15 protein-coding genes, 1 tRNA gene and 1 pseudogene are annotated in these 18,116 nt (G+C 65.3%); 10 read left to right on the top strand and 7 right to left on the bottom strand.

All coding sequences use genetic code 11. The annotated features are described in order from the left end of the window. Together Q5H94_RS20315 and Q5H94_RS20310 are read right to left on the bottom strand one after the other, a co-directional pair. Window positions 1–1,336: RNB domain-containing ribonuclease (locus Q5H94_RS20315; protein ID WP_304563089.1), on the bottom strand; the 1,336-nt coding region annotated here is incomplete at its 3' end. A 25-nt stretch (window positions 1,337–1,361) separates the two neighbouring features. Then, window positions 1,362–1,964, bottom strand: coding sequence for a flavodoxin family protein (locus Q5H94_RS20310; protein WP_304563088.1), 603 nt, complete (start codon window positions 1,962–1,964; stop codon window positions 1,362–1,364). A 105-nt stretch (window positions 1,965–2,069) separates the two neighbouring features. Between Q5H94_RS20310 and Q5H94_RS20305 the strand changes: the two genes are divergently transcribed. Further along, a complete protein-coding gene (locus Q5H94_RS20305) occupies window positions 2,070–2,549 on the top strand; it encodes a hypothetical protein (protein ID WP_304563087.1) in 480 nt (159 codons plus the stop codon). A gap of 289 nt (window positions 2,550–2,838) precedes the next feature. Here Q5H94_RS20305 and glnA read toward each other — a convergent pair whose 3' ends face one another. Next, window positions 2,839–4,251: a type I glutamate--ammonia ligase gene (gene glnA / locus Q5H94_RS20300; RefSeq protein WP_304563086.1), complete on the bottom strand. Its 1,413-nt coding sequence runs from the start codon at window positions 4,249–4,251 to the stop codon at window positions 2,839–2,841. A 117-nt stretch (window positions 4,252–4,368) separates the two neighbouring features. Then, a complete protein-coding gene (locus tag Q5H94_RS20295) occupies window positions 4,369–4,707 on the bottom strand; it encodes a P-II family nitrogen regulator (RefSeq protein WP_304563085.1) in 339 nt (112 codons plus the stop codon). A 235-nt stretch (window positions 4,708–4,942) separates the two neighbouring features. On the opposite strand from Q5H94_RS20295, the gene Q5H94_RS20290 reads away from it, so the two are divergent. Next, window positions 4,943–5,284, top strand: a complete 342-nt coding sequence (locus Q5H94_RS20290; RefSeq protein ID WP_304563084.1) for a hypothetical protein — start codon at window positions 4,943–4,945, stop codon at window positions 5,282–5,284. 4 nt (window positions 5,285–5,288) lie between these two features. On the opposite strand, the gene map is transcribed toward Q5H94_RS20290, so the two are convergent. Then, window positions 5,289–6,113, bottom strand: a complete 825-nt coding sequence (gene map / locus Q5H94_RS20285; protein WP_304563083.1) for a type I methionyl aminopeptidase — start codon at window positions 6,111–6,113, stop codon at window positions 5,289–5,291. Between the two features lie 80 nt (window positions 6,114–6,193). Between map and Q5H94_RS20280 the strand changes: the two genes are divergently transcribed. Further along, on the top strand, window positions 6,194–6,949 hold the full coding sequence (locus Q5H94_RS20280; RefSeq protein ID WP_304563082.1) for a competence/damage-inducible protein A: 756 nt from the start codon (window positions 6,194–6,196) through the stop codon (window positions 6,947–6,949). A 2-nt stretch (window positions 6,950–6,951) separates the two neighbouring features. Here Q5H94_RS20280 and Q5H94_RS20275 read toward each other — a convergent pair. Further along, window positions 6,952–7,025, bottom strand: a tRNA-Gly gene (locus Q5H94_RS20275). A gap of 506 nt (window positions 7,026–7,531) precedes the next feature. Here Q5H94_RS20275 and Q5H94_RS20270 point away from each other — a divergent pair. The 3 genes and pseudogenes from Q5H94_RS20270 (at window position 7,532) to Q5H94_RS20260 (ending at window position 9,686) form a co-directional block, all read left to right on the top strand. Beyond that, window positions 7,532–7,799: pseudogene (locus tag Q5H94_RS20270) on the top strand (transposase). Window positions 7,800–7,935: 136 nt separating this feature from the next. Then, window positions 7,936–8,382 (top strand): hypothetical protein, encoded by a 447-nt coding sequence (locus Q5H94_RS20265; protein ID WP_304563081.1) that lies wholly within the window; start codon window positions 7,936–7,938, stop codon window positions 8,380–8,382. A 200-nt stretch (window positions 8,383–8,582) separates the two neighbouring features. After that, entirely contained in the window at window positions 8,583–9,686 is a 1,104-nt protein-coding gene (locus Q5H94_RS20260; protein ID WP_304563080.1) for a Fic family protein, read from the top strand. Between the two features lie 242 nt (window positions 9,687–9,928). Here Q5H94_RS20260 and rtcR read toward each other — a convergent pair whose 3' ends face one another. Next, the gene (rtcR, locus tag Q5H94_RS20255; protein WP_304563079.1) at window positions 9,929–11,521 is read right to left on the bottom strand and encodes an RNA repair transcriptional activator RtcR; all 1,593 of its coding nucleotides are present in this window, start codon (window positions 11,519–11,521) and stop codon (window positions 9,929–9,931) included. A 279-nt stretch (window positions 11,522–11,800) separates the two neighbouring features. On the opposite strand from rtcR, the gene Q5H94_RS20250 reads away from it, so the two are divergent. The 4 genes from Q5H94_RS20250 to Q5H94_RS20235 all read left to right on the top strand — a co-directional run. Further along, window positions 11,801–13,348 carry a vWA domain-containing protein gene (locus Q5H94_RS20250; protein WP_304563078.1) on the top strand — a complete coding sequence of 516 codons (1,548 nt, stop codon included), beginning with the start codon at window positions 11,801–11,803 and terminating at the stop codon, window positions 13,346–13,348. Between the two features lie 704 nt (window positions 13,349–14,052). Beyond that, window positions 14,053–15,279, top strand: coding sequence for an RtcB family protein (locus Q5H94_RS20245; protein ID WP_304563077.1), 1,227 nt, complete (start codon window positions 14,053–14,055; stop codon window positions 15,277–15,279). A gap of 38 nt (window positions 15,280–15,317) precedes the next feature. Beyond that, window positions 15,318–16,334: an RNA 3'-terminal phosphate cyclase gene (gene rtcA, locus Q5H94_RS20240; protein WP_304563076.1), complete on the top strand. Its 1,017-nt coding sequence runs from the start codon at window positions 15,318–15,320 to the stop codon at window positions 16,332–16,334. A 250-nt stretch (window positions 16,335–16,584) separates the two neighbouring features. Beyond that, a partial coding sequence (locus Q5H94_RS20235) for an AAA family ATPase (protein ID WP_304563075.1) occupies window positions 16,585–18,116 on the top strand: 1,532 nt, incomplete at its 3' end.

The following is an 18,116-nucleotide window of genomic DNA, read 5'->3' as shown; positions in this document are numbered from 1 at the left end:
CCCCCCCCCCCCCCCCCCCCCCCCCCCCCCCCGCCCCCCCCCCCCCCCCCCCCCCCCCCCCCCCCCCGGGGGGGGGCCGGGGGGGCGCCCCCCCGAGTCTCGCCGAGAGACCGCTCTGCGAGGCTTCCCCCACCCCAACCCCTCCCCTGAAGGGGAGGGGCTCATTGTCCATGATCGCCTGCGCATCCTCATACGCGATGTTCGCCGCCACCCGGATCACCGCCCGCGTGAACCGCCACGATTTCAGCGCGCCGCCCTTGCCGACCTGCAGATGGCAGACCAGCGCCGCCCGGTCGACGCCCTCCTTCAGCGAGCAGATATCCGCCGACAATTCCTCGGGCAGCATCGGCACCACCCGGTCCGGGAAGTAGACCGAATTGCCGCGCCGCCGCGCTTCCTTGTCGAGCGCGGCGCCGGGCCGCACGTAGAAGCTCACGTCGGCGATCGCGACGATCGCCTTGAAGCCGCCCTCGTTGGCGGGGTCGTCGTCGGGCGCGGCCCAGACGGCATCGTCATGGTCGCGCGCATCGGCCGGGTCGATCGCGACGATCGGCAGGTGACGCAGATCCTCGCGCCCCCCTTCTTTGGCATCCCCCAGCGGCTGCTTCGCGACCCTATGCGCCTCCTCGATGGCCTCGGGCGCGAACACCGTCGGGATGCCGAGCTTGTGGATCGCGATCAGCGAGAAGCTGCGCGGCGCGAACGGATCGCCCAGAATCTCGGTCACGCGCGCGGTGATGCGCGGCGGCCGCCCGGCCTTCTCCGCCAGCACCAGATCGCCGACCTGCCCGCCGCCCGCGTCCGACACCTGGAACTCGCGCCGCTCCTTCTTCTCGACGCCCTGCAGCCAGAGCTTGCCGCCCTCCTCGCGCAGCACGCCGAGGATCAGCTCCTCGCCGCGCGGCAGCGTCTTCATCGGATGCGCGATCCAGCCGTTCCCGGCCTCCTCCGTCCGCGCCAGCACACGGTCGCCGACGCCGAGCGCACCACCCTTGCGCTCACGGATGCGCAGGCGCGGGGCAGGGACGTCGGCGTCCCATTTCTCGGGCACCGCCCACACGTTGCCGCCGTCGTCGACGTCCGCCACGCGCAGCACCGTCACCTTGGGCAACCCGCCGAGCTTGTGGAAGGCGCGCCCCGGCCCGCCGTCGATCAGCCCCTCGTCGGCCATGTCCTTCAGCAGCTTCTTGAGCGCGATCTTGTCCTGCGCGGAAAGCCCGAAGGCGCGCGCGATCTCGCGCTTGCCGGCGGGGGTCGGCGATGACGTGATGAAGTCGAGAACCTGCTCTCGGGTGGGCAGGCCGGCCGGGGTCTTGGAAAAGGGGCGCTTGGGCATCGTCCGCGACGATAGGGCGATTATCTCACCCCGGATAGGGCGCGTCTTTCAACAGCCCGGCAAGGTGCGCGGCATTGGCCGCGACCATCGCTGCCGCCTCGCTCACCTTGTCCGGCGTCTGGTCGAGATCCTTGAAGTCGGTCGCGCCATACGCCTCGCCGACCCAATAGACCGCCCCCACCGCCGGGATCGTCCAGCCGGTGTCGTTGAGCGACTGGAAAAGCTGCGCGGTCGAGAAATGCGCGCCGTCCTCGTTGCCGACGATCGCCGCCACCGCGACCTTCGAATAGCTCGGCATCCGGCCCTTGTCGTCGGTCTCGTCGAGGAAGGCGTCCATCCGCTCCAGCACGCGCTTGGCGATGCTGCCGATCTGCCCCATCCAGACGGGCCCGCCGAAGATCAGGATGTCCGCCGCCAGGATCTTCGCGCGGATCGCGGGCCAGTCGTCGCCGTCGCCCTCGTCGGAGGTGACGCCCGGTTTCACGTCGAACGCCGCCACGCGGACCGTTTCGGTGACGCTCACGCCCCTGGCGGCGAACGCCGCGCTCAGGACGGCGATCATCGCGTCGGTCGACGAGTCCCCCTTCGCCTTGAGGGTGCAATTGAGGGCAAGGGCGGTGAGGGTCATACGCGCTACTCCGGCAGGTGGAGCAGACCCAACGCGCGAGCAGCCAGCGCTATCCAGCGGAAGGTGCCGCAGCCAATCGACGATGCGGATCAGACTTTGGTCGCAATGGGCCTGCTCCGGCAATCATCGATTAATCGGCCCGGACTATCCTCGCTGCGACGGTTTCCCGGGATCAAACAGGTCATGTTCTACATCGAAGTCGATTCGGCTCGCGCCATTGTCCGCACCACCATGTCGGGGTTCATGAACGTGAGCGAGGTCGCCGAATTTTCCCGTCAGGAACAGCAGGCCGTGCGCGATATGGGCTGCGCATCGGGTGAATTCCTGCTGCTGATCGATACCGAAGGGGCGATCATCCAGTCGCAGGAGGTCGTCGCCGCCTTCATGGACATCGTCGCGAACTCGCCGCTGAAGGCGAAGAAGATCGCCGTCGTGCGCGCAAGCTCGCTCACGCGGATGCAGACCCAGCGCATCCTGATGATCCGCGACAACGCCGCAATCTTCCCGACGCTGGCGGAGGCCGAGGACTGGCTGCTCGCGGACGCGGATGCGGATGCGCCCGCGTTGCAAGCGGCGCGGGGCTGACCGCGCAAGGAAGGCAGCAGGATCGGCAACGGCCGCCACACCAACCCGTCACCTCGGGGCTTGATCCGGGATTCCGCTTCTATTTTGGCGCGGGCGGATTTCGGCGGGGAGGGGGCGTAGAAAAAGGCGCCCGGAATGAACCGAACGCCCTTTTCAAATCCCGCCGCGGGCAAAGCCAGTGTCAGGTAAACGATGCGGGGCATCGTTTACCTGACACTCGTCGGTCGCCCTGCGGGCGCCGGCCGACAGCTCCTGTGCGCTGCGCGCACCGGCGCGACGCGGTCGCGCCTCAGTACGAATAGTACATATCGAACTCGACCGGGCTCGGGGCCATTTCCCAGCGGTACACTTCCGGCCACTTCAGCTCCATGTACGCGTCGATCTGGTCCTGCGTGAACACGCCGCCCTTCAGCAGGAACTCGTGATCCGCCGCCAGCGCGTCGAGCGCCTCGCGCAGCGAGCCCGCCACGGTCGGGACGAGCGACAGCTCGGCCGGCGGCAGGTCGTACAGGTTCTTGTCCATCGCCTCGCCGGGATGGATCTTGTTCTGGATGCCGTCGATGCCCGCCATCAGCAGCGCCGAGCACGACAGGTACGAGTTGGCGAGAGGATCGGGGAAGCGGAACTCGACGCGCTTCGCCTTGGTGCCGGCACCGTAGGGGATGCGGCACGATGCCGAACGGTTGCGTGCCGAATAGGCGAGCAGCACCGGCGCCTCGAAGCCCGGCACCAGCCGCTTGTAGCTGTTGGTGGTCGGGTTGGAGAAGGCGTTGATCGCCTTGGCGTGCTTGATGACGCCGCCGATGAAGTACAGGCAGGTGTCCGACAGACCGGCATAGCCGTTGCCCGCGAAGGTGTTCTCGCCCTTGTTCCAGATCGACATATGGGTGTGCATGCCGCTGCCGTTGTCGGCCTTGATCGGCTTGGGCATGAACGTCGCCGTCTTGCCGTAGGCCTGCGCGACCATCTTCACGACGTACTTGTAGATCTGGATGCGGTCGCACGTCTCGACCAGCTTGCCGAAGGTGAGGCCCAACTCGTGCTGGCCGCCGGCGACCTCGTGATGGTGCTTGTCCATCGGCAGGCCCATCTCGATCAGCGTCGTCACCATCTCGGCGCGGATGTCGGTGGTGACGTCGACCGGGCCGACCGGGAAATAGCCGCCCTTGGCGCGCGGGCGGTGGCCGAGGTTGCCACTCTCGTAGCTGGTGCCGGTGTTGGTCGGCAGCTCGACATCGTCGATCTTGTAGAAGCTCGAGGCGTAGGTGTTATCGAACTCGACGCTGTCGAACATGAAGAACTCGGGCTCGGGGCCGACATAGATCGTGTCGCCCAGGCCGGTCTGCGCCAGATAGGCCTCGGCGCGCTTGGCGGTCGAGCGCGGATCGCGGACGTAGAGCGAGCCGTCCTCGGGCTCGACGATGTCGCAGATCAGGATCAGCATCGGCGTGGCCGAGAACGGATCGACATAGACCGCGTCCAGATCCGGCTTCAGGATCATGTCGGACTCGTTGATCTCCTTCCAGCCCTCGATCGACGAACCGTCGAACATCAGGCCGTCCTCGAGTTCCTTCTCGCCGATCACCGCAGAACACATCGTCAGGTGATGCCAGGCGCCCTTGGGATCGGTGAAGCGGACGTCCACCCACTCGATCTCCTGGTCCTTGATCATCTTCAGAATGTCGTTTGCCGAATTCGCCATAGCCCCATGCCCTTTCGTTTATTGCCACTCGCCGGCGAACCGGAGAATCATGTTACCCCCGAGGGGGATTGACTGTCACATTATGCTGCGGTGCGTCAAATTGCCCGTTTCGGCCGTTTAGACGGCATCCGCGTCGCGCTCGCCGGTGCGGATGCGCAGCACGGTGTCGACGGGGATGACGAAGATCTTGCCGTCGCCGATGCGGCCGGTCTGCGCGGCGGCGGCGATCGCCTCGACCACGCGCTCGGCCAGGCTGTCCTCGACGACGACCTCCAGCTTCACCTTGGGCAGGAAATCGACGACATATTCCGCGCCGCGGTAGAGTTCGGTATGGCCCTTCTGGCGACCGAAGCCTTTCGCTTCCGTGACCGTGATACCCGAGACGCCGACTTCATGGAGCGCCTCCTTCACTTCATCGAGCTTGAACGGCTTGATGATCGCCTCGATCTTCTTCACGCAAATTGCCCCCGTATTTCGGCAGAACGCCTGTCAGGCACCCTTACAACAAGCGTGCCAGCCAGGCGAGCCACAGTGCGCGGCGGGGAATCGCCGCGCTTGATGCCTTACCAAATGCCTAACGCGCGCGCATCGATCCGCTTCGTGCCCTATTTTGCGGCAGCGGGGGGCCTTTAACCTGCCGGCAAGCAGGCCGCGTTATCCTGGCGTCCGCACTCTGCCGGGAGAAGATGGCGTGAACATACTCAAGGTGCTCGGCATCACGGTCTTCGTGATGATTCTGGCGGTGCTGGCCGCCCCGTTCGTGCTGGGCGTGACGGCGGTGGCGCTGATCGGCGGCTCGCGCGAGGGGCGTGCGGCCATCGAGATGTCGCGCGCGGAACAAGAGATGGAAAAGGCGCGGCAGGCGTCGGGCACCGGTGCCTATCCGATCTCCGATCAGGAGCGGGTAATGCGCGAGGTCATCGCCGCCCGCGCCGACGCGGAACGCCGCGAGGGCCTGCGCCAGCGCGACTATGCGCCGCCAGCGGACTACAAGCCCGGCGAACCGATGTCCTCGACCGAACCGACGCGCTGAGCGTTCAATAGGGCGGGTTGTTCAGCCCCTTCGGGCTCGCGGTGAAGATCTCGCAGCCGTTCTCGGTGATGCCGATCGAATGCTCGAACTGCGCGGAGAGCGACCGGTCGCGCGTCACCGCCGTCCACCCGTCATCCAGCAACTTCACGTCCGGCCGCCCGATGTTGATCATCGGCTCGATCGTGAAGATCATGCCAGGCCGGAGCTCCGGGCCCGTCCCCGGCCGCCCGACGTGGACGACCTCGGGCGCGTCGTGGAACATCTGGCCGACGCCGTGCCCGCAGAAATCACGCACCACGCCGTAGCGGTGCCGCTCGGCATGCGTCTGGATCGCATGGCCGATATCGCCGAGGTGATTGCCCGGCTTCGCCTGTTCGATGCCGAGCATCAGGCATTCGTAGGTCACATCGACCAGCTTGCGCGCCTTGATCGGCACGTCGCCGATCAGGAACATGCGGCTGGTGTCGCCATGCCAGCCATCGACGATCGGCGTCACGTCGAGGTTTACGATATCGCCCGATTTCAACGTCTTGTCGCTCGGGATGCCGTGGCAGACGACATGGTTGATCGAGATGCAGCACGAATGCGCATAGCCGCGGTAGCCCAGCGTCGCGGGGATCGCGCCGTTGTCGAGCGTGAACTGGCGCACGAGATCGTCGATCTCCGCCATCGTCACGCCGGGCACCATGTGCGGCACGATCATGTCGAGCGTCTCCGCGGCGACGCGGCCGGCACGGCGCATCCCTTCGAACGCTTCGGGTCCGTGGAGCTTGATCGCGCCGGTGCGGCCGGTGGCGGCTTCGGCGGTGACGGTGATGTAGTCGGTCATGCCGTTCATATAGCTGACGATGGCCGACTTTGCGAGATCGGTCTGGGCGAGATCGGACGGACCCGCTATGGCCTCCCGTCATGACGACACGCATCTGGACGGCCGCGCTGGCGGTGATCGGCGACGAGATCCTGTCGGGCCGCACGCAGGACAAGAACGTCGCGCAGATCGCGGCGTGGCTCAACGTACAGGGCATCCGCCTGGTCGAGGTGCGGATCGTGCCCGACAAGACGGAGGCGATCGTCGAGGCGGTCAACGCGCTGCGCGCCCGCAACGACTATCTCTTCACGACGGGGGGAATCGGCCCGACGCACGACGACATCACTGTCGATGCCATCGCCGAGGCGCTCGGCGTTGGCGTCGTCCATCACCCGCAGGCGGTGGCGGTGCTGGAGAAATATTACGAGACGCGCGGCGGCGTCACCGACGCGCGGCTGCGCATGGCGCGCGTGCCGGAGGGGGCGGGGCTGATCGAGAATCGCTATTCGGGGGCGCCGGGCATCCGCATCGCCAACGTCTTCATCATGGCGGGCGTGCCGCACATCACGGCGGGCATGCTCGACGCGCTGACCGGCACGATCGAAGGCGGTGCGCCGGTGCAGTCGCGCACGATCGGCTGCTGGGTCGCCGAGAGCGAGGTCGCCGATCTGCTCGGCGCGGTCGAGCGCGCGCACGAAGGCGTGGCGATCGGCAGCTACCCGTTCTTCCGCGAGGGCAAGACCGGCGCGAACTTCGTCGTGCGCAGCACCGACGCCGCCCAGGCCGACGCCTGCATCGCCGACCTCACCGCGCGGCTGGAGGCGGACGGGCGGAGCGTGGTTGCGGGCGGGATCTGAGCTGGAGCGGGTGAAGGGAATCGAACCCTCGTCGTAAGCTTGGGAAGCTTCTGCTCTACCATTGAGCTACACCCGCATTTCAAGGACTCAACTCGTGAACCGAAGGTGATTTTACACTTGGTTTTAAAGTTGGGCCTTTGACGGGCCGGTCACTGGCACATTCGTGGACGGGTGGTCAACGCAGATATGGCCCGATAGAGGTCGATAGAATCCCGTCACGATGGCTTCGCGTGATTCGTAGAAAGATGGTCACTCATTTTTGGGCGGCAGGCTGGCGATTTCAGTTATCTGTTTGGCTGAGCATGACTGCGGCTAAGCGCCCCATAATCGGTCGTTCAGAGATACATTCGCGCCTGCTGAAAGCTGCCGTTCGCTCATCCGGTTGCAAGCGATCCCCGAACGACCGACGTTGGGACAAACCTGCCGTTTCCAAGCGATAGTTCGAATGGCAGCCCTTGCCGAGAACCGACCGCCAATGGCTACGTGACCGGCATTGTAGGTCGATAGGAAATAGGTCGTGACGAGCGCCCCTGAAATGTGACCGGTTTTGAGTAGAGTCCGACGCGAAGGAGTCGGACGAAGATGCGCAGCAGCAGGTTCAGCGAAGAGCAGATCATCGCGATTTTAAAGGCGCACGAGGCGGGGATGCCGACGGCGGAGGTATGCCGTCGACACGGGATCAGCGGGGCTACCCTTCTACAAGTACAAGGCCAAGTTCGGCGGTTTGGAGGTATCCGAGGCGCGGCGTCTAAAGGCGCTGGAGGACGAGAACGCGAAGCTGAAGAAGCTGCTGGCGGAGGCGATGCTCGACAACGTGGTGCTGAAGGATCTGGCCTCAAAAAAATGGTAACGCCCGGCGCCAAGCGGGAAGCCGTCGCGCATGTCCGTGAGCATCACGGCCTGAGCGAGCGTCGGGCGTGCAGTCTTGTTGGTGTGAGCCGCCGGGTGATCGACGCCATGGGCTTTGTTTCGATTATAGCCGGGCGATGTTGAGCCCTTCGCAACTCGCTACGGCGAATCTGGAAGACGCGCGCCAACTGCGGGCTTGCGGGCATAGCTATCGTCAGATCGGCCGTAGGCTGGGGCTTAGCTCAGGGCAGCTTTCTCACATCCGCCGCACCCTCAAGCGGGAAAAGGCGGCGCACACCCGTTTGAGATCGCAGACGCCGAATGCGACCTTCCGCGATTTTCCGATTTCGCAGACGGTCCTTCCTCCGGGGCTCCGCAGCATCCTGCAATCGGCGGGGTTCGTCACCCTCGGTGATCTGGCGGATCGCAGTATCGATCCGGCGCGCGCAGGTCTTGGCGTCATTCAGGGTATCGGCCCATACCGGGCGTCGATGATCAAGCGCCTGCTCGACCATCATCACCTATTGCCCGGCGCAGATAATCTTCAAACCGCAGTGGAAGAGATTTTTCCGGAGTTCATTTAGCTGGTCAGGCCCGATGGTCGGTTGACGGCACGTTGGCATGCACACGCACTAGGTACTTATTTAGCCGCAGTGGCGGGCCTCACAAAAAGTTTGTGACGTCGTGCGGCGAATAACCTAGCCATTCGCCGCACATTTTGCGGAGAATATGCCTTGTCACGAATATTGTGCCCGCTACATTCGCCGCAAAGGCTGCGGTGAATATGATGTATATCTACGAACGTGAAAACTGGCCTAACTTCGAATGGAATGGCGAGGCGCTGGCCACGAAGCTCGCTGCCGTTCGCCACCGTCAGGGACTGCTCCTTGGCCGAATGAGCGCGCTTGGCTTCGATACGCGCAGTGAAGCGGCTCTCGCGACACTTACCGAAACCGTCATCAAATCCAGCGAGATCGAGGGCGAGCATCTGGACAAGGGCCAGGTTCGATCCTCGATTGCGAGGCGCCTCGGAATGAATATCGCGGGGCTCATTCCTTCCGACCGTCACGTCGAGGGTGTCGTCGAAATGATGCTCGATGCGACGCAGAACCATGCGCAGCCCTTAACCGCAGAACGGCTTTTCGCGTGGCATGCGGCCATGTTTCCCACGGGCCGCAGCGGGATGACGCCGATAACGGTAGGCACGTGGCGCACCGACGATAATGGCCCCATGCAGGTCGTGTCAGGGCCGATTGGTCACGAGAAGGTCCACTTTCAGGCGCCGCCTGCCGTCGCGCTAGACGATGAGATGGCCGCCTTCCTTCGCTGGTTCGAGCACAAGCAGGACATCGATCCGGTGCTGAAAGCGGGCATCGCTCATCTGTGGTTCGTTACAATCCACCCGTTTGAAGACGGCAACGGTCGGATCGCGCGGGCCATCGCTGACCTGGTCCTGGCGCGCTCGGAGAATACCGCGCAGCGCTTTTACAGCATGTCGAGTCAGATCAGGGCGGAGCGCCGCGCCTATTATGATCTGCTAGAACGCACCCAGAAATCCGATCTTGATGTGTCCGCATGGCTCGACTGGTTTCTCGACTGCCTTGGTAGCGCTTTCGAAGGGTCGGAGCAGACATTGGCGTCGGTCCTGACCAAGGATCGTTTTTGGGACCTGCACCGTAATACCCTGATCAACGAGCGTCAGCGCGGGGTGATCAATCGGCTGCTGGATGATTTCGAAGGCAAGCTCACGAGCTCGAAATGGGCAAAACTGACCAAGACGTCGAATGACACATCGCTACGTGACATTCAGGACCTCGTGACGAAGGGTATCCTTCAGCGCGACGACGGGGGCGGTCGGAGCACGAGCTATTCGCTGATCGATCAATGACGTGAAATCGGCTGGAGGATCGCCGCGACGATCGTCCTTCCGCACGCTGCCTACTAGTCGGATTTTCTGAAGGTGACGATATGCCGACCGAACATTCGTCCGTCTGTGCAATATGCCTTGCCCCTAAGCATGGCGAGTGAGGCCGCCCAAATGGAGAGTCGGTCCTTCGTCAGCTTCGCGCTCTACAATCAGTCATTCTGGCTGTGTCCGGTCGATCCTGAATGCAGACACCAAGAGGTGAGCTAGCGTAAGGCGACGCTTGTCCACTCCAGCCCAAACCGCGCCAGATACTTCCGCAGCCGATCGGCATCGTTCGAACTGCTCCGGCGCGCGCGGGAGGCCGCAAACAGCACGCGGCCGGCTTCGGACAGCGAGCGGCTGTTTCGGCAGACGCGGATCGTCTCGATAAGCTGAACGCGGTCGAACGGGTCGATCTCGGCGAGCGCATCGGCAGCGAGGACGTCCGAAAGCAGGTCTGCGCCGTCGTCAGCCTGCCCTGACCAGAGGCGCTTCAGGCGCAAGATCTCCGCCTCGACGCAGTCCAGGTCGATCCGGCCTTTGGGCGACAGCGTCGCCATGCGCGTAACGCTCGCGGCGAGGTCGCGGAAGTTGCCGGGCCAGCGTGCATCGGGCTGGCACGCGAAGGCGAGATATCGTTGGCGCGCCTCCTTGTTGAAGCTCGCCCGGTCGCCCTCGCGTTCGGCGAAGCGGTCGAGTTCGTAGTCGAGGTTGGGCTCGATATCCTCGCGGCGGTCGGCGAGGCCGGGCAGCGCAAAGGTCCACAGGTTCAGGCGCGCGTAGAGATCGTCGCGGAAACGCCCCGCCGCGACTGCTTCGCCAAGATCGCGGTTGGTGCCGGCGATCAGCTGGAACTCGGATGCCGCCTCCTTGTCCGACCCGACCGGCAGGAACCGTTTGTCCTCGATAGCGCGCAGGATCATCGCCTGTTCGTCGAGGCCGAGCTCTCCGATCTCGTCCAGGAACAGCATGCCCTTGTCGGCGGCGCGCAGCAGCCCGGGCCGGTCGGCGACCGCGCCGGTGAAGGCACCCTTGCGGTGACCGAACAGCGCTGACATCGCGCCATCGCCCTTCAGTGTCGCGCAGTTCACTTCGACGAACGGGCCGGCGACCTGATGTTTCAGCTTCTTGAGCTCATAGATCCGCCGCGCGAGCAGGCTCTTGCCCGCGCCTGTCGGTCCCATCAGCAGGATCGGCGCTTTCGATCGAAGCGCCACCCGCTCGATCTCGTCGATCATGCGATTGAAGGCGGCGTTGCGGGTGTCGATGCCCGACTTGAGAAAGGATGTGCTCTCCGCGCTGGCGGCGGCGAAGCGCGTGGCGATGCTGTCGTAGCGCGAGAGATCGAGGTCGATCGTGTTCCAGATGCCGGCGGGATTGGCCGAACCGCGTTCCGGCTGCGTCTGGAGCAGACGTCCCGGGAGGTAGCGCGCCTCGGTCAGCAGGAAGAGGCAGATCTGCGCGACGTGCGTGCCGGTGGTGATGTGGACGAGATAGTCCTCGACTTCGGGATCGAACGGCTCGGCGCGCGCGAAATCGAGCAGCTTGCCGTACACCTCTTCGAAATCCCACGGATCGCGGAAGTCGAGCAGGCGCATCTCCACCGTCGTTTCCGGGGAGACGGACGCGATATCCTCGGCGACATAGTCTGCGAGGCGGCGATGGGGGCTGCCGTGGATCAGGAGGAAGCGGTCGACTCGCAGATCCTCGTGCATGGTGAGGCCGACACTGGGGCGCCACTTGTTCCAGCGCGACGGGCCGAACTTGCTGGCATCGAGCGTTGAGCCAAGGAATCCGATGACCGTGAGCGGTTTCATGCTTATCCCATAGGATAAACTCGTATCCAAATCGATACCAATTTTTGAGACGCTGCGTCAGGAACAGTAAGCCGCAGCCGACATAGATAGATGAATAGATCATATATTACAGATACTTGTTAGATATCTCCTTCGTCTCCACCGAAACTGGCACGCCTCCTGCGAGGTATCCGGCATCGAGCGAGGCGATATTTCGGCCTTCTCGATAGCGGACCGGACAAGGGGCGGCTGGAATGGGCCTGCCGCCCCCGAACGGTCAGGATTTCGAGGAGTTGGACGATGGCCAACAAGGGACTTTTCGCTTCGGCCGTGGCCAGGTTGCTGCCGCGTACCGACACTGTGAACCGCGAGGGAGCGCCGGCCTACGCCTATGGGCCGGAGGCCAAACTCGCGCAGCTTGCCGCGACAGGAACGCTGTCGGATACCTTCTATGGTGCTGCGGAGACGCAGCTTGCCGACTTGCTGGATGCCGCGAAGGCGGTCGATCCGTATTTCGTGGCGCAGGCCGCGATCTACGCTCGGCGCTCGGGGGCGATGAAGGACATGCCGGCGTTGCTGGCGGCGTACCTCACGGTCGCCGATCCCGATCTAGCGGTGGCGGTGTTCAACCGCGTGATCGACAACGGGCGTATGCTGCGCAACTTCGTGCAGATTATGCGCTCCGGGCAGGTCGGGCGGACGTCGCTCGGCTCGCGGCCGAAGCGGCTGGTGCAGCGCTGGCTGGAGCAGGCGAGCATGCCGCAGCTGATGGCGGCGGCGACGGGCAAGGACCCGAGCCTCGCGGACGTGGTCCGCATGGTTCACCCCAGGCCCGCCGATGCCGCGCGCAAGGCGTTCTACGGCTGGCTGATCGGGCGTCCGTACGACGTCGCCGCGCTGCCTGCCGAGATCGCCGCGTTCGAGGCGTGGAAGGCTGATCGGTCGCTCCCGCTGCCGCCGGTGCCGTTCGAGTGGCTCACCGCCTTTCCGCTGAGTGTGGAAGATTGGGCGGTGCTGTCGACGCGGATCGGGTGGCAGGCGCTGCGGATGAACCTCAACACGTTGGCGCGCAACGGCGCGTTCGACGTGGCGGGGGTCACCGAAGCGGTTGCCGCACGGCTCGCCGAGCCGCAAGCGATCGCGAAGGTCCGGCCGATGCCCTATCAGTTGATGGTGGCGCTCGGTCAGGCCGGGGATGGCGTGCCGCTCAAGGTTCAAGCGGCGCTGGAGGATGCGCTCGAGCAGTCGCTCGGGCGGGTGCCTTCGGTGCCGGGCCGGATTGTCGTCTGCCCCGACGTGTCGGGGTCGATGCGTTCGCCGGCGACGGGCTACCGCAAGGGTGCCTCGTCGAAGGTGCGGTGCATCGATGTCGCGGCGCTGGTCGCGGCGGGGATGCTGCGGACCAACCGGGATGCGCGCTTGCTGCCGTTCGAGCAGGCGGTCGTGAAACTGAAGCTCGCGGCCAATGCCCGTGTCGCCGTTAATGCGGCGAAGCTGGCGGCGGTCGGGGGTGGCGGGACGAACGTCTCGGCACCGCTGGCGATGCTGAATGCGGAACGTGCCAAGGTCGATCTGGTCGTCATCGTCTCGGACAACGAGTCCTGGGTCGATGCCGGCCGGCGTGGTTCGACGGCGACGATGGCGGAGTGGAACAAGCTGAAGACCCGGAACCCCGGGGCGAAGCTCGTCTGCCTCGACATCCAGCCGTACGGGACGACGCAGGCGCGGAGCCGGGCGGACATCCTGAATGTCGGAGGGTTCTCCGACGCCGTGTTCGACACGATGGCGCGCTTCGCCGCTGGCGAAACGCGAGACTGGGTCGAGATCATCAAGGAGGTAGAGGTATAAGAATTGGGCCGTGGCGAATGCCGACGGGATTACATTGCTCCAAGGGGAAACCCGAAAGTCCAGAGTAGAGCGCCCGAGTGATCGGGAGATGGGGTTCGAGGCCCCCGGTTGCAGCCGTAGCTCAAAGGACGTTCTCGTCATCCCTCGTCGCCACGGCCCGCCATTTTCAGATCACGGCGAATGCCGGCAGGACTACATGGTGTCGCGGGTTCGAGTCCCGCCTCGCGCAAGCGGGTAGCTCAGTTGGATAGAGCACAAATCGTCCTCCACAACCTCGTCGCCCTGATCACGATCACCATGGCGAATGCCTGACGGACTACATGCCTTCCACGCCCCAGATGCGGGTTCGAATCCCGCCGGACCGTCCTGTCGGTCCGTGGTGTAACGGTCGCACAGGGAACGGCGCTTGCGCCGTACGAAGTCTGTCGAAACCTGGTCGCCATGACCGAATTCATGCTGGCGAATGCTGGCGGGACTACATCGGTAAAGGCTTCAAAGGCCGAGCGGTTCGAATCCGCCCCGGAGCAATCCGGAGATGTCCCGCCTGACCTCGTCGCCAGCGCCAAACTCAAGCCGGCGAATGCTGGCGAGACTACATTGGGAAAGGCTGAAAGGCCGAGCGGTTCAAGCCCGCACCGGAAGCAATTCCGGGATGTCTCGCCAAATCTCGTCGCCGGCACCATGACTATTCAAGGGAGGTCGCGATGACCGAAGCACTGTTCGATTACCAGCACGTCCAGGGCGGCGTGCCGATCAAGATGTGGACGCGTGGCGTGTCGGTCGAAGACGGCGCGCGCGCCCAGCTCATGCGCGCGGCGCAGATGCCGTTCGTGTTCAAGCACGTGGCGGCAATGCCTGACGTTCATGTCGGCATCGGCGCGACAGTGGGTTCGGTGATCCCGACCAAGGGCGCGGTGATCCCGGCGGCAGTGGGGGTCGACATCGGCTGCGGCATGATGGCGGCGCGCACCTCGCTCGTGGCGAGCGATCTTACGGACAATCTGGAAGCGATCCGCTCGGCGATCGAGCAGGCTGTCCCGCACGGCCGCTCGGTCGGGCGCGGCAAGCGCGACACCGGCTCCTGGGGTTCGCCCCCGCCGGCAATCGTCGATGCCTGGGCGACGCTCGTGCAGCGCTTCGAGCGGCTGTGCGACAAGCATCCGCGGCTCAAGAACACGAACAACCTCATGCATCTGGGGACGCTCGGCACCGGCAATCACTTCATCGAGCTGTGTCTCGATGAGGAGCAGCGGGTGTGGGTGATGCTGCACTCGGGTTCGCGCGGCGTAGGCAATGCGATCGGCACGTTCTTCATCGAACTGGCCAAGCAGGACATGCGCAAGTGGTACATCAACCTCCCCGATGAGGATCTGGCGTACTTCCCGGAAGGGACCGACCATTTCGACGATTATGTCGAGGCGGTCGGCTGGGCGCAGGACTTTGCGGCGCTCAACCGGCGCATGATGATGACCAACGTCATCGCTGCGCTGCGGGGCCAGCTCGCAAAGCCGTTCGACGCGGAGATGGAGGCGGTGAATTGCCACCACAACTATGTCCAACGCGAGAACCATTTCGGGCAGAACGTGCTCGTCACCCGCAAGGGCGCCGTCCGCGCCGCCAAGGGCGTGATGGGCATCATCCCGGGCTCGATGGGCGCAAAGTCGTTCATCGTGCGCGGGCTGGGCAATCCGGAATCGTTCGACAGCTGCTCGCACGGGGCCGGTCGGGTGATGAGCCGGACCGCCGCCAAGAAGCTGGTGACGCTCGACGAGCATATCGCCGACACGGCCGGCGTCGAATGCCGCAAGGACGAGGGCGTGATCGACGAGACGCCGAAGGCCTACAAGCCGATCGAGGCCGTGATGGCCGCGCAGGCGGACCTCGTGGAGATCGTCCACACGCTGAAGCAGGTGGTGTGCGTCAAGGGCTAGCGCCCTTGGCGCGCACCGCCACTCATAAGAGACATATCATGATTATCATCGACGGATCGGAAGGCGAAGGCGGGGGGCAGATCGTACGCAATGCGTGCGCATTGTCGCTCGTCACCGGCCAACCGTTCCGCATCACCAATGTCCGAGGCAAGCGTTCGAAGCCGGGCTTGATGCGCCAGCACGTCACCGCGATCGAAGCCGCGCTCGCGGTCGGCGGGGCACACGCCGAAGGCATTGCGGTCGGCTCGTCCGAAATCACCTTCACGCCGGGTCGTGTCACGCCCGGCGACTATCGTTTCGCGGTCGGGACGGCCGGCAGCACCGGGCTGGTGTTCCAGACGTTGCTGCTGCCGTTGCTGCTCGCGGACGCGCCGTCGCGGCTCGTGCTGGAGGGCGGCACGCACAACATGCTCGCGCCGCCGTTCGAGTTCATGGCGAAGGTGTTCGTGCCGGTCGTGCGGCGCATGGGCGCGCAGATCGACATGCGGCTGACGCGGCACGGCTTTTACCCGCGCGGCGGCGGCCGGATCGAGGTCGATATCGTGCCCGGAAAACTCGTGCCGATCGAGTGCCTTGATCGCGGCCCGCTGCAATCGGTGTCGGCGACCGCGCTGTTCGCGGCGCTGGCGTTCGACATCGCCGACCGTGAACTCAAGACTGCGCGGAAGTTCCTGCCCGACTGGCCGGAGGAGGCGTTCGCCGTGCGCGAGCTTCCCGCCGAACAGGGGCCGGGGAACGCGCTGCTGCTGGAGGCGCAGTTCGAGCACGTGACGGAGATCGTCACCGGCTTCGGCAAGCTCGGCGTGTCGGCGGAATCGCTCGCGAAGACGGCGGCGCACCGCATGGCCGGCTTCCTCGCGACCGATGCGTTCGCGGGGCCGTACCTGGCCGACCAGCTGCTGCTGCCGTTCGCGCTCGCGGGTGGGGGTAGCTTCACCACGGTGAAGCTCAGTCAGCACAGCCTGACGGCGGCGGACATCATCGAGCGGTTCACCGGACGCCGCACGACGTTCGAGGTACGGCAGGGCGAGTCCAACCTCGTTACGGTCAGCTAGTTGTCGCGGCGGCGTTTTTCGGTTAGAGGCGCCGCCGCGACGCTATTATGGAGTCGACACGGAGATATGTATTGCTGGTGATTACCGACATTCGGGGCGTCGTGCCCGCCGGTTACCAGCCCTTCTCGTAAGCGTCCCACGGCGCTGCGGCCGGGCGGAATGATCCGCGGCCGCGCTCTCGAAACATCTGACATTCGAAAGAGCCTGACGGGCGTGTTTCGGCGCGTCCGGTCGAGGCCGGTGGGACATCATGAACGAACATCAAATCGTCCGGAGCATATTGCTCCGGATCGGTCGCGGCGTACCCGCGACCGCAGGAATCGCGAAGGCGATCTCGGAATGGGCGCAACCCCATGCCGACTGGCTGGTCGCGGCTGCGCCCGGCGAGGATTTCGGCTGGGACACGCTGCTCGCCGGCCTCGAACATGCACGGCTGGAAGATACCACAAAGCCGCAGGCGTTGAGCCTCGCGGCGGAACTCGCGCGCCTGCTCGGGCTCGGGCCGGTCGACGCGGCGTTGCTCACGCTGATGGTGGCGTGCGACCGGCTCCAGCGTGTCCGCTCGCTTGCCGAACTAGTCTCGCGTCAGGGTCGCGATCTGCCGACCTTGCTCGGCGTCCTAGCCGGTGCCGACCCGCAGGATGCCGAACGCGTCGTGCGGCAAAGCCCCGTGCTGCGCCTCGGGCTGGTCAGCTTCGTGGCCGACTGGCAGGGCGTGGTCGAGGTCGACATCCGCTGGCCGCTGGAACGCCTGCTCGACCGCGCACCGGCTTCGGGTGCGGAGATGATCGACGCGCTCGTCGGTGCGCGCCAGCAGGCGGCGCTGACGCTGGACGATTTCGCCCACGTCGCCGACGCCGATTTCCTCGTGCGTTTGCTGCGCGGCGCGATTCGCGAGCGCGCGCCCGGCATCAAAATCCTGATCCACGGCCCGCCCGGCACCGGCAAGACCGAGTTTGCCCGCACGCTGTCTGCGACGGCGGGGGTCGAGATGCGCGGTGTCGCGGAAGCCGACGAGGACGACAACGAGCCGACCCGCAAGGAGCGCGTCGGCGCGCTGCGGCTCGCCCAGCGCTTGCTCGGACCCTCCGGCGGCGCGGTTTTGCTGTTCGACGAGATGGAGGATTTCATCGGCGACAGCCAGCGCTCCGAAGGCGACTGGTTCGCGAAGCGCGAGGGCAGCAAGGTCTTCGTCAACCGCATCCTGGAGGCCAATGCCGTGCCGGTGATCTGGACGACCAACGCCATCGGCAACATCGACGATGCGATCCTCAGGCGGATGAGCTTCGTGCTGAAGCTGTCGCCGCCGCCGCGCAGGGCGGCGCTCCGGATGCTCGACCGGATCGCACGCGATGAGGGCGTGACTCCGGGTGACGGCTTCGCGCGCCTGATCGACGGCGCGCCGGAGACGGCTTCGGTGCTGCGCGTGGCCGCGCGCGGGGCTCGGTTGGCGGACGAGGTGGACGGTGGCGTCGGCGCGGCGACCGCGCTGGTGCGGGCGCTGCGCGGTGGCGAATTGCCGCTCGATGGCCCCGGCGCGCTCGATCTCGACCTGTTCGAGACCGATCGCGCACTCAGTCCCCTGTTCGACGCGATGCGCGCGAGCGATACCCCCGACGTGTCGCTGCTGCTCACCGGACCGCCCGGCACCGGCAAGACCGCGATGGCGCATCACCTCGCCCGCGCGCTCGATCGCCCGCTGATCGTCAAGCGCGCGTCGGATCTGCTTTCGAAATGGGTCGGTGAGACCGAAAAGCAGATCGCCGAGGCCTTTGCCGAGGC

The sequence above is a fragment of the Sphingomonas immobilis genome (assembly GCF_030580995.1).
GTDB classification, from domain to species: Bacteria; Pseudomonadota; Alphaproteobacteria; order Sphingomonadales; family Sphingomonadaceae; genus Sphingomonas; species Sphingomonas immobilis.
Note: the sequence above shows the minus strand (reverse complement) of the source record. Positions and strands in the feature narration are given on the sequence as shown.

Bases quoted from the DNA above. Each gene is read 5' to 3' on its own strand.
- Q5H94_RS20310 (WP_304563088.1), bottom strand. From the start codon at position 1,964: ATGACCCTCACCGCCCTTGCCCTCAATTGCACCCTCAAGGCGAAGGGG.
- Q5H94_RS20305 (WP_304563087.1), top strand. From the start codon at position 2,070: ATGGGCCTGCTCCGGCAATCATCGATTAATCGGCCCGGACTATCCTCG.
- glnA (WP_304563086.1), bottom strand. From the start codon at position 4,251: ATGGCGAATTCGGCAAACGACATTCTGAAGATGATCAAGGACCAGGAG.
- map (WP_304563083.1), bottom strand. From the start codon at position 6,113: ATGACCGACTACATCACCGTCACCGCCGAAGCCGCCACCGGCCGCACC.
- Q5H94_RS20280 (WP_304563082.1), top strand. From the start codon at position 6,194: ATGACGACACGCATCTGGACGGCCGCGCTGGCGGTGATCGGCGACGAG.
- Q5H94_RS20265 (WP_304563081.1), top strand. From the start codon at position 7,936: ATGTTGAGCCCTTCGCAACTCGCTACGGCGAATCTGGAAGACGCGCGC.
- Q5H94_RS20260 (WP_304563080.1), top strand. From the start codon at position 8,583: ATGATGTATATCTACGAACGTGAAAACTGGCCTAACTTCGAATGGAAT.
- rtcR (WP_304563079.1), bottom strand. From the start codon at position 11,521: ATGAAACCGCTCACGGTCATCGGATTCCTTGGCTCAACGCTCGATGCC.
- Q5H94_RS20250 (WP_304563078.1), top strand. From the start codon at position 11,801: ATGGCCAACAAGGGACTTTTCGCTTCGGCCGTGGCCAGGTTGCTGCCG.
- Q5H94_RS20245 (WP_304563077.1), top strand. From the start codon at position 14,053: ATGACCGAAGCACTGTTCGATTACCAGCACGTCCAGGGCGGCGTGCCG.
- rtcA (WP_304563076.1), top strand. From the start codon at position 15,318: ATGATTATCATCGACGGATCGGAAGGCGAAGGCGGGGGGCAGATCGTA.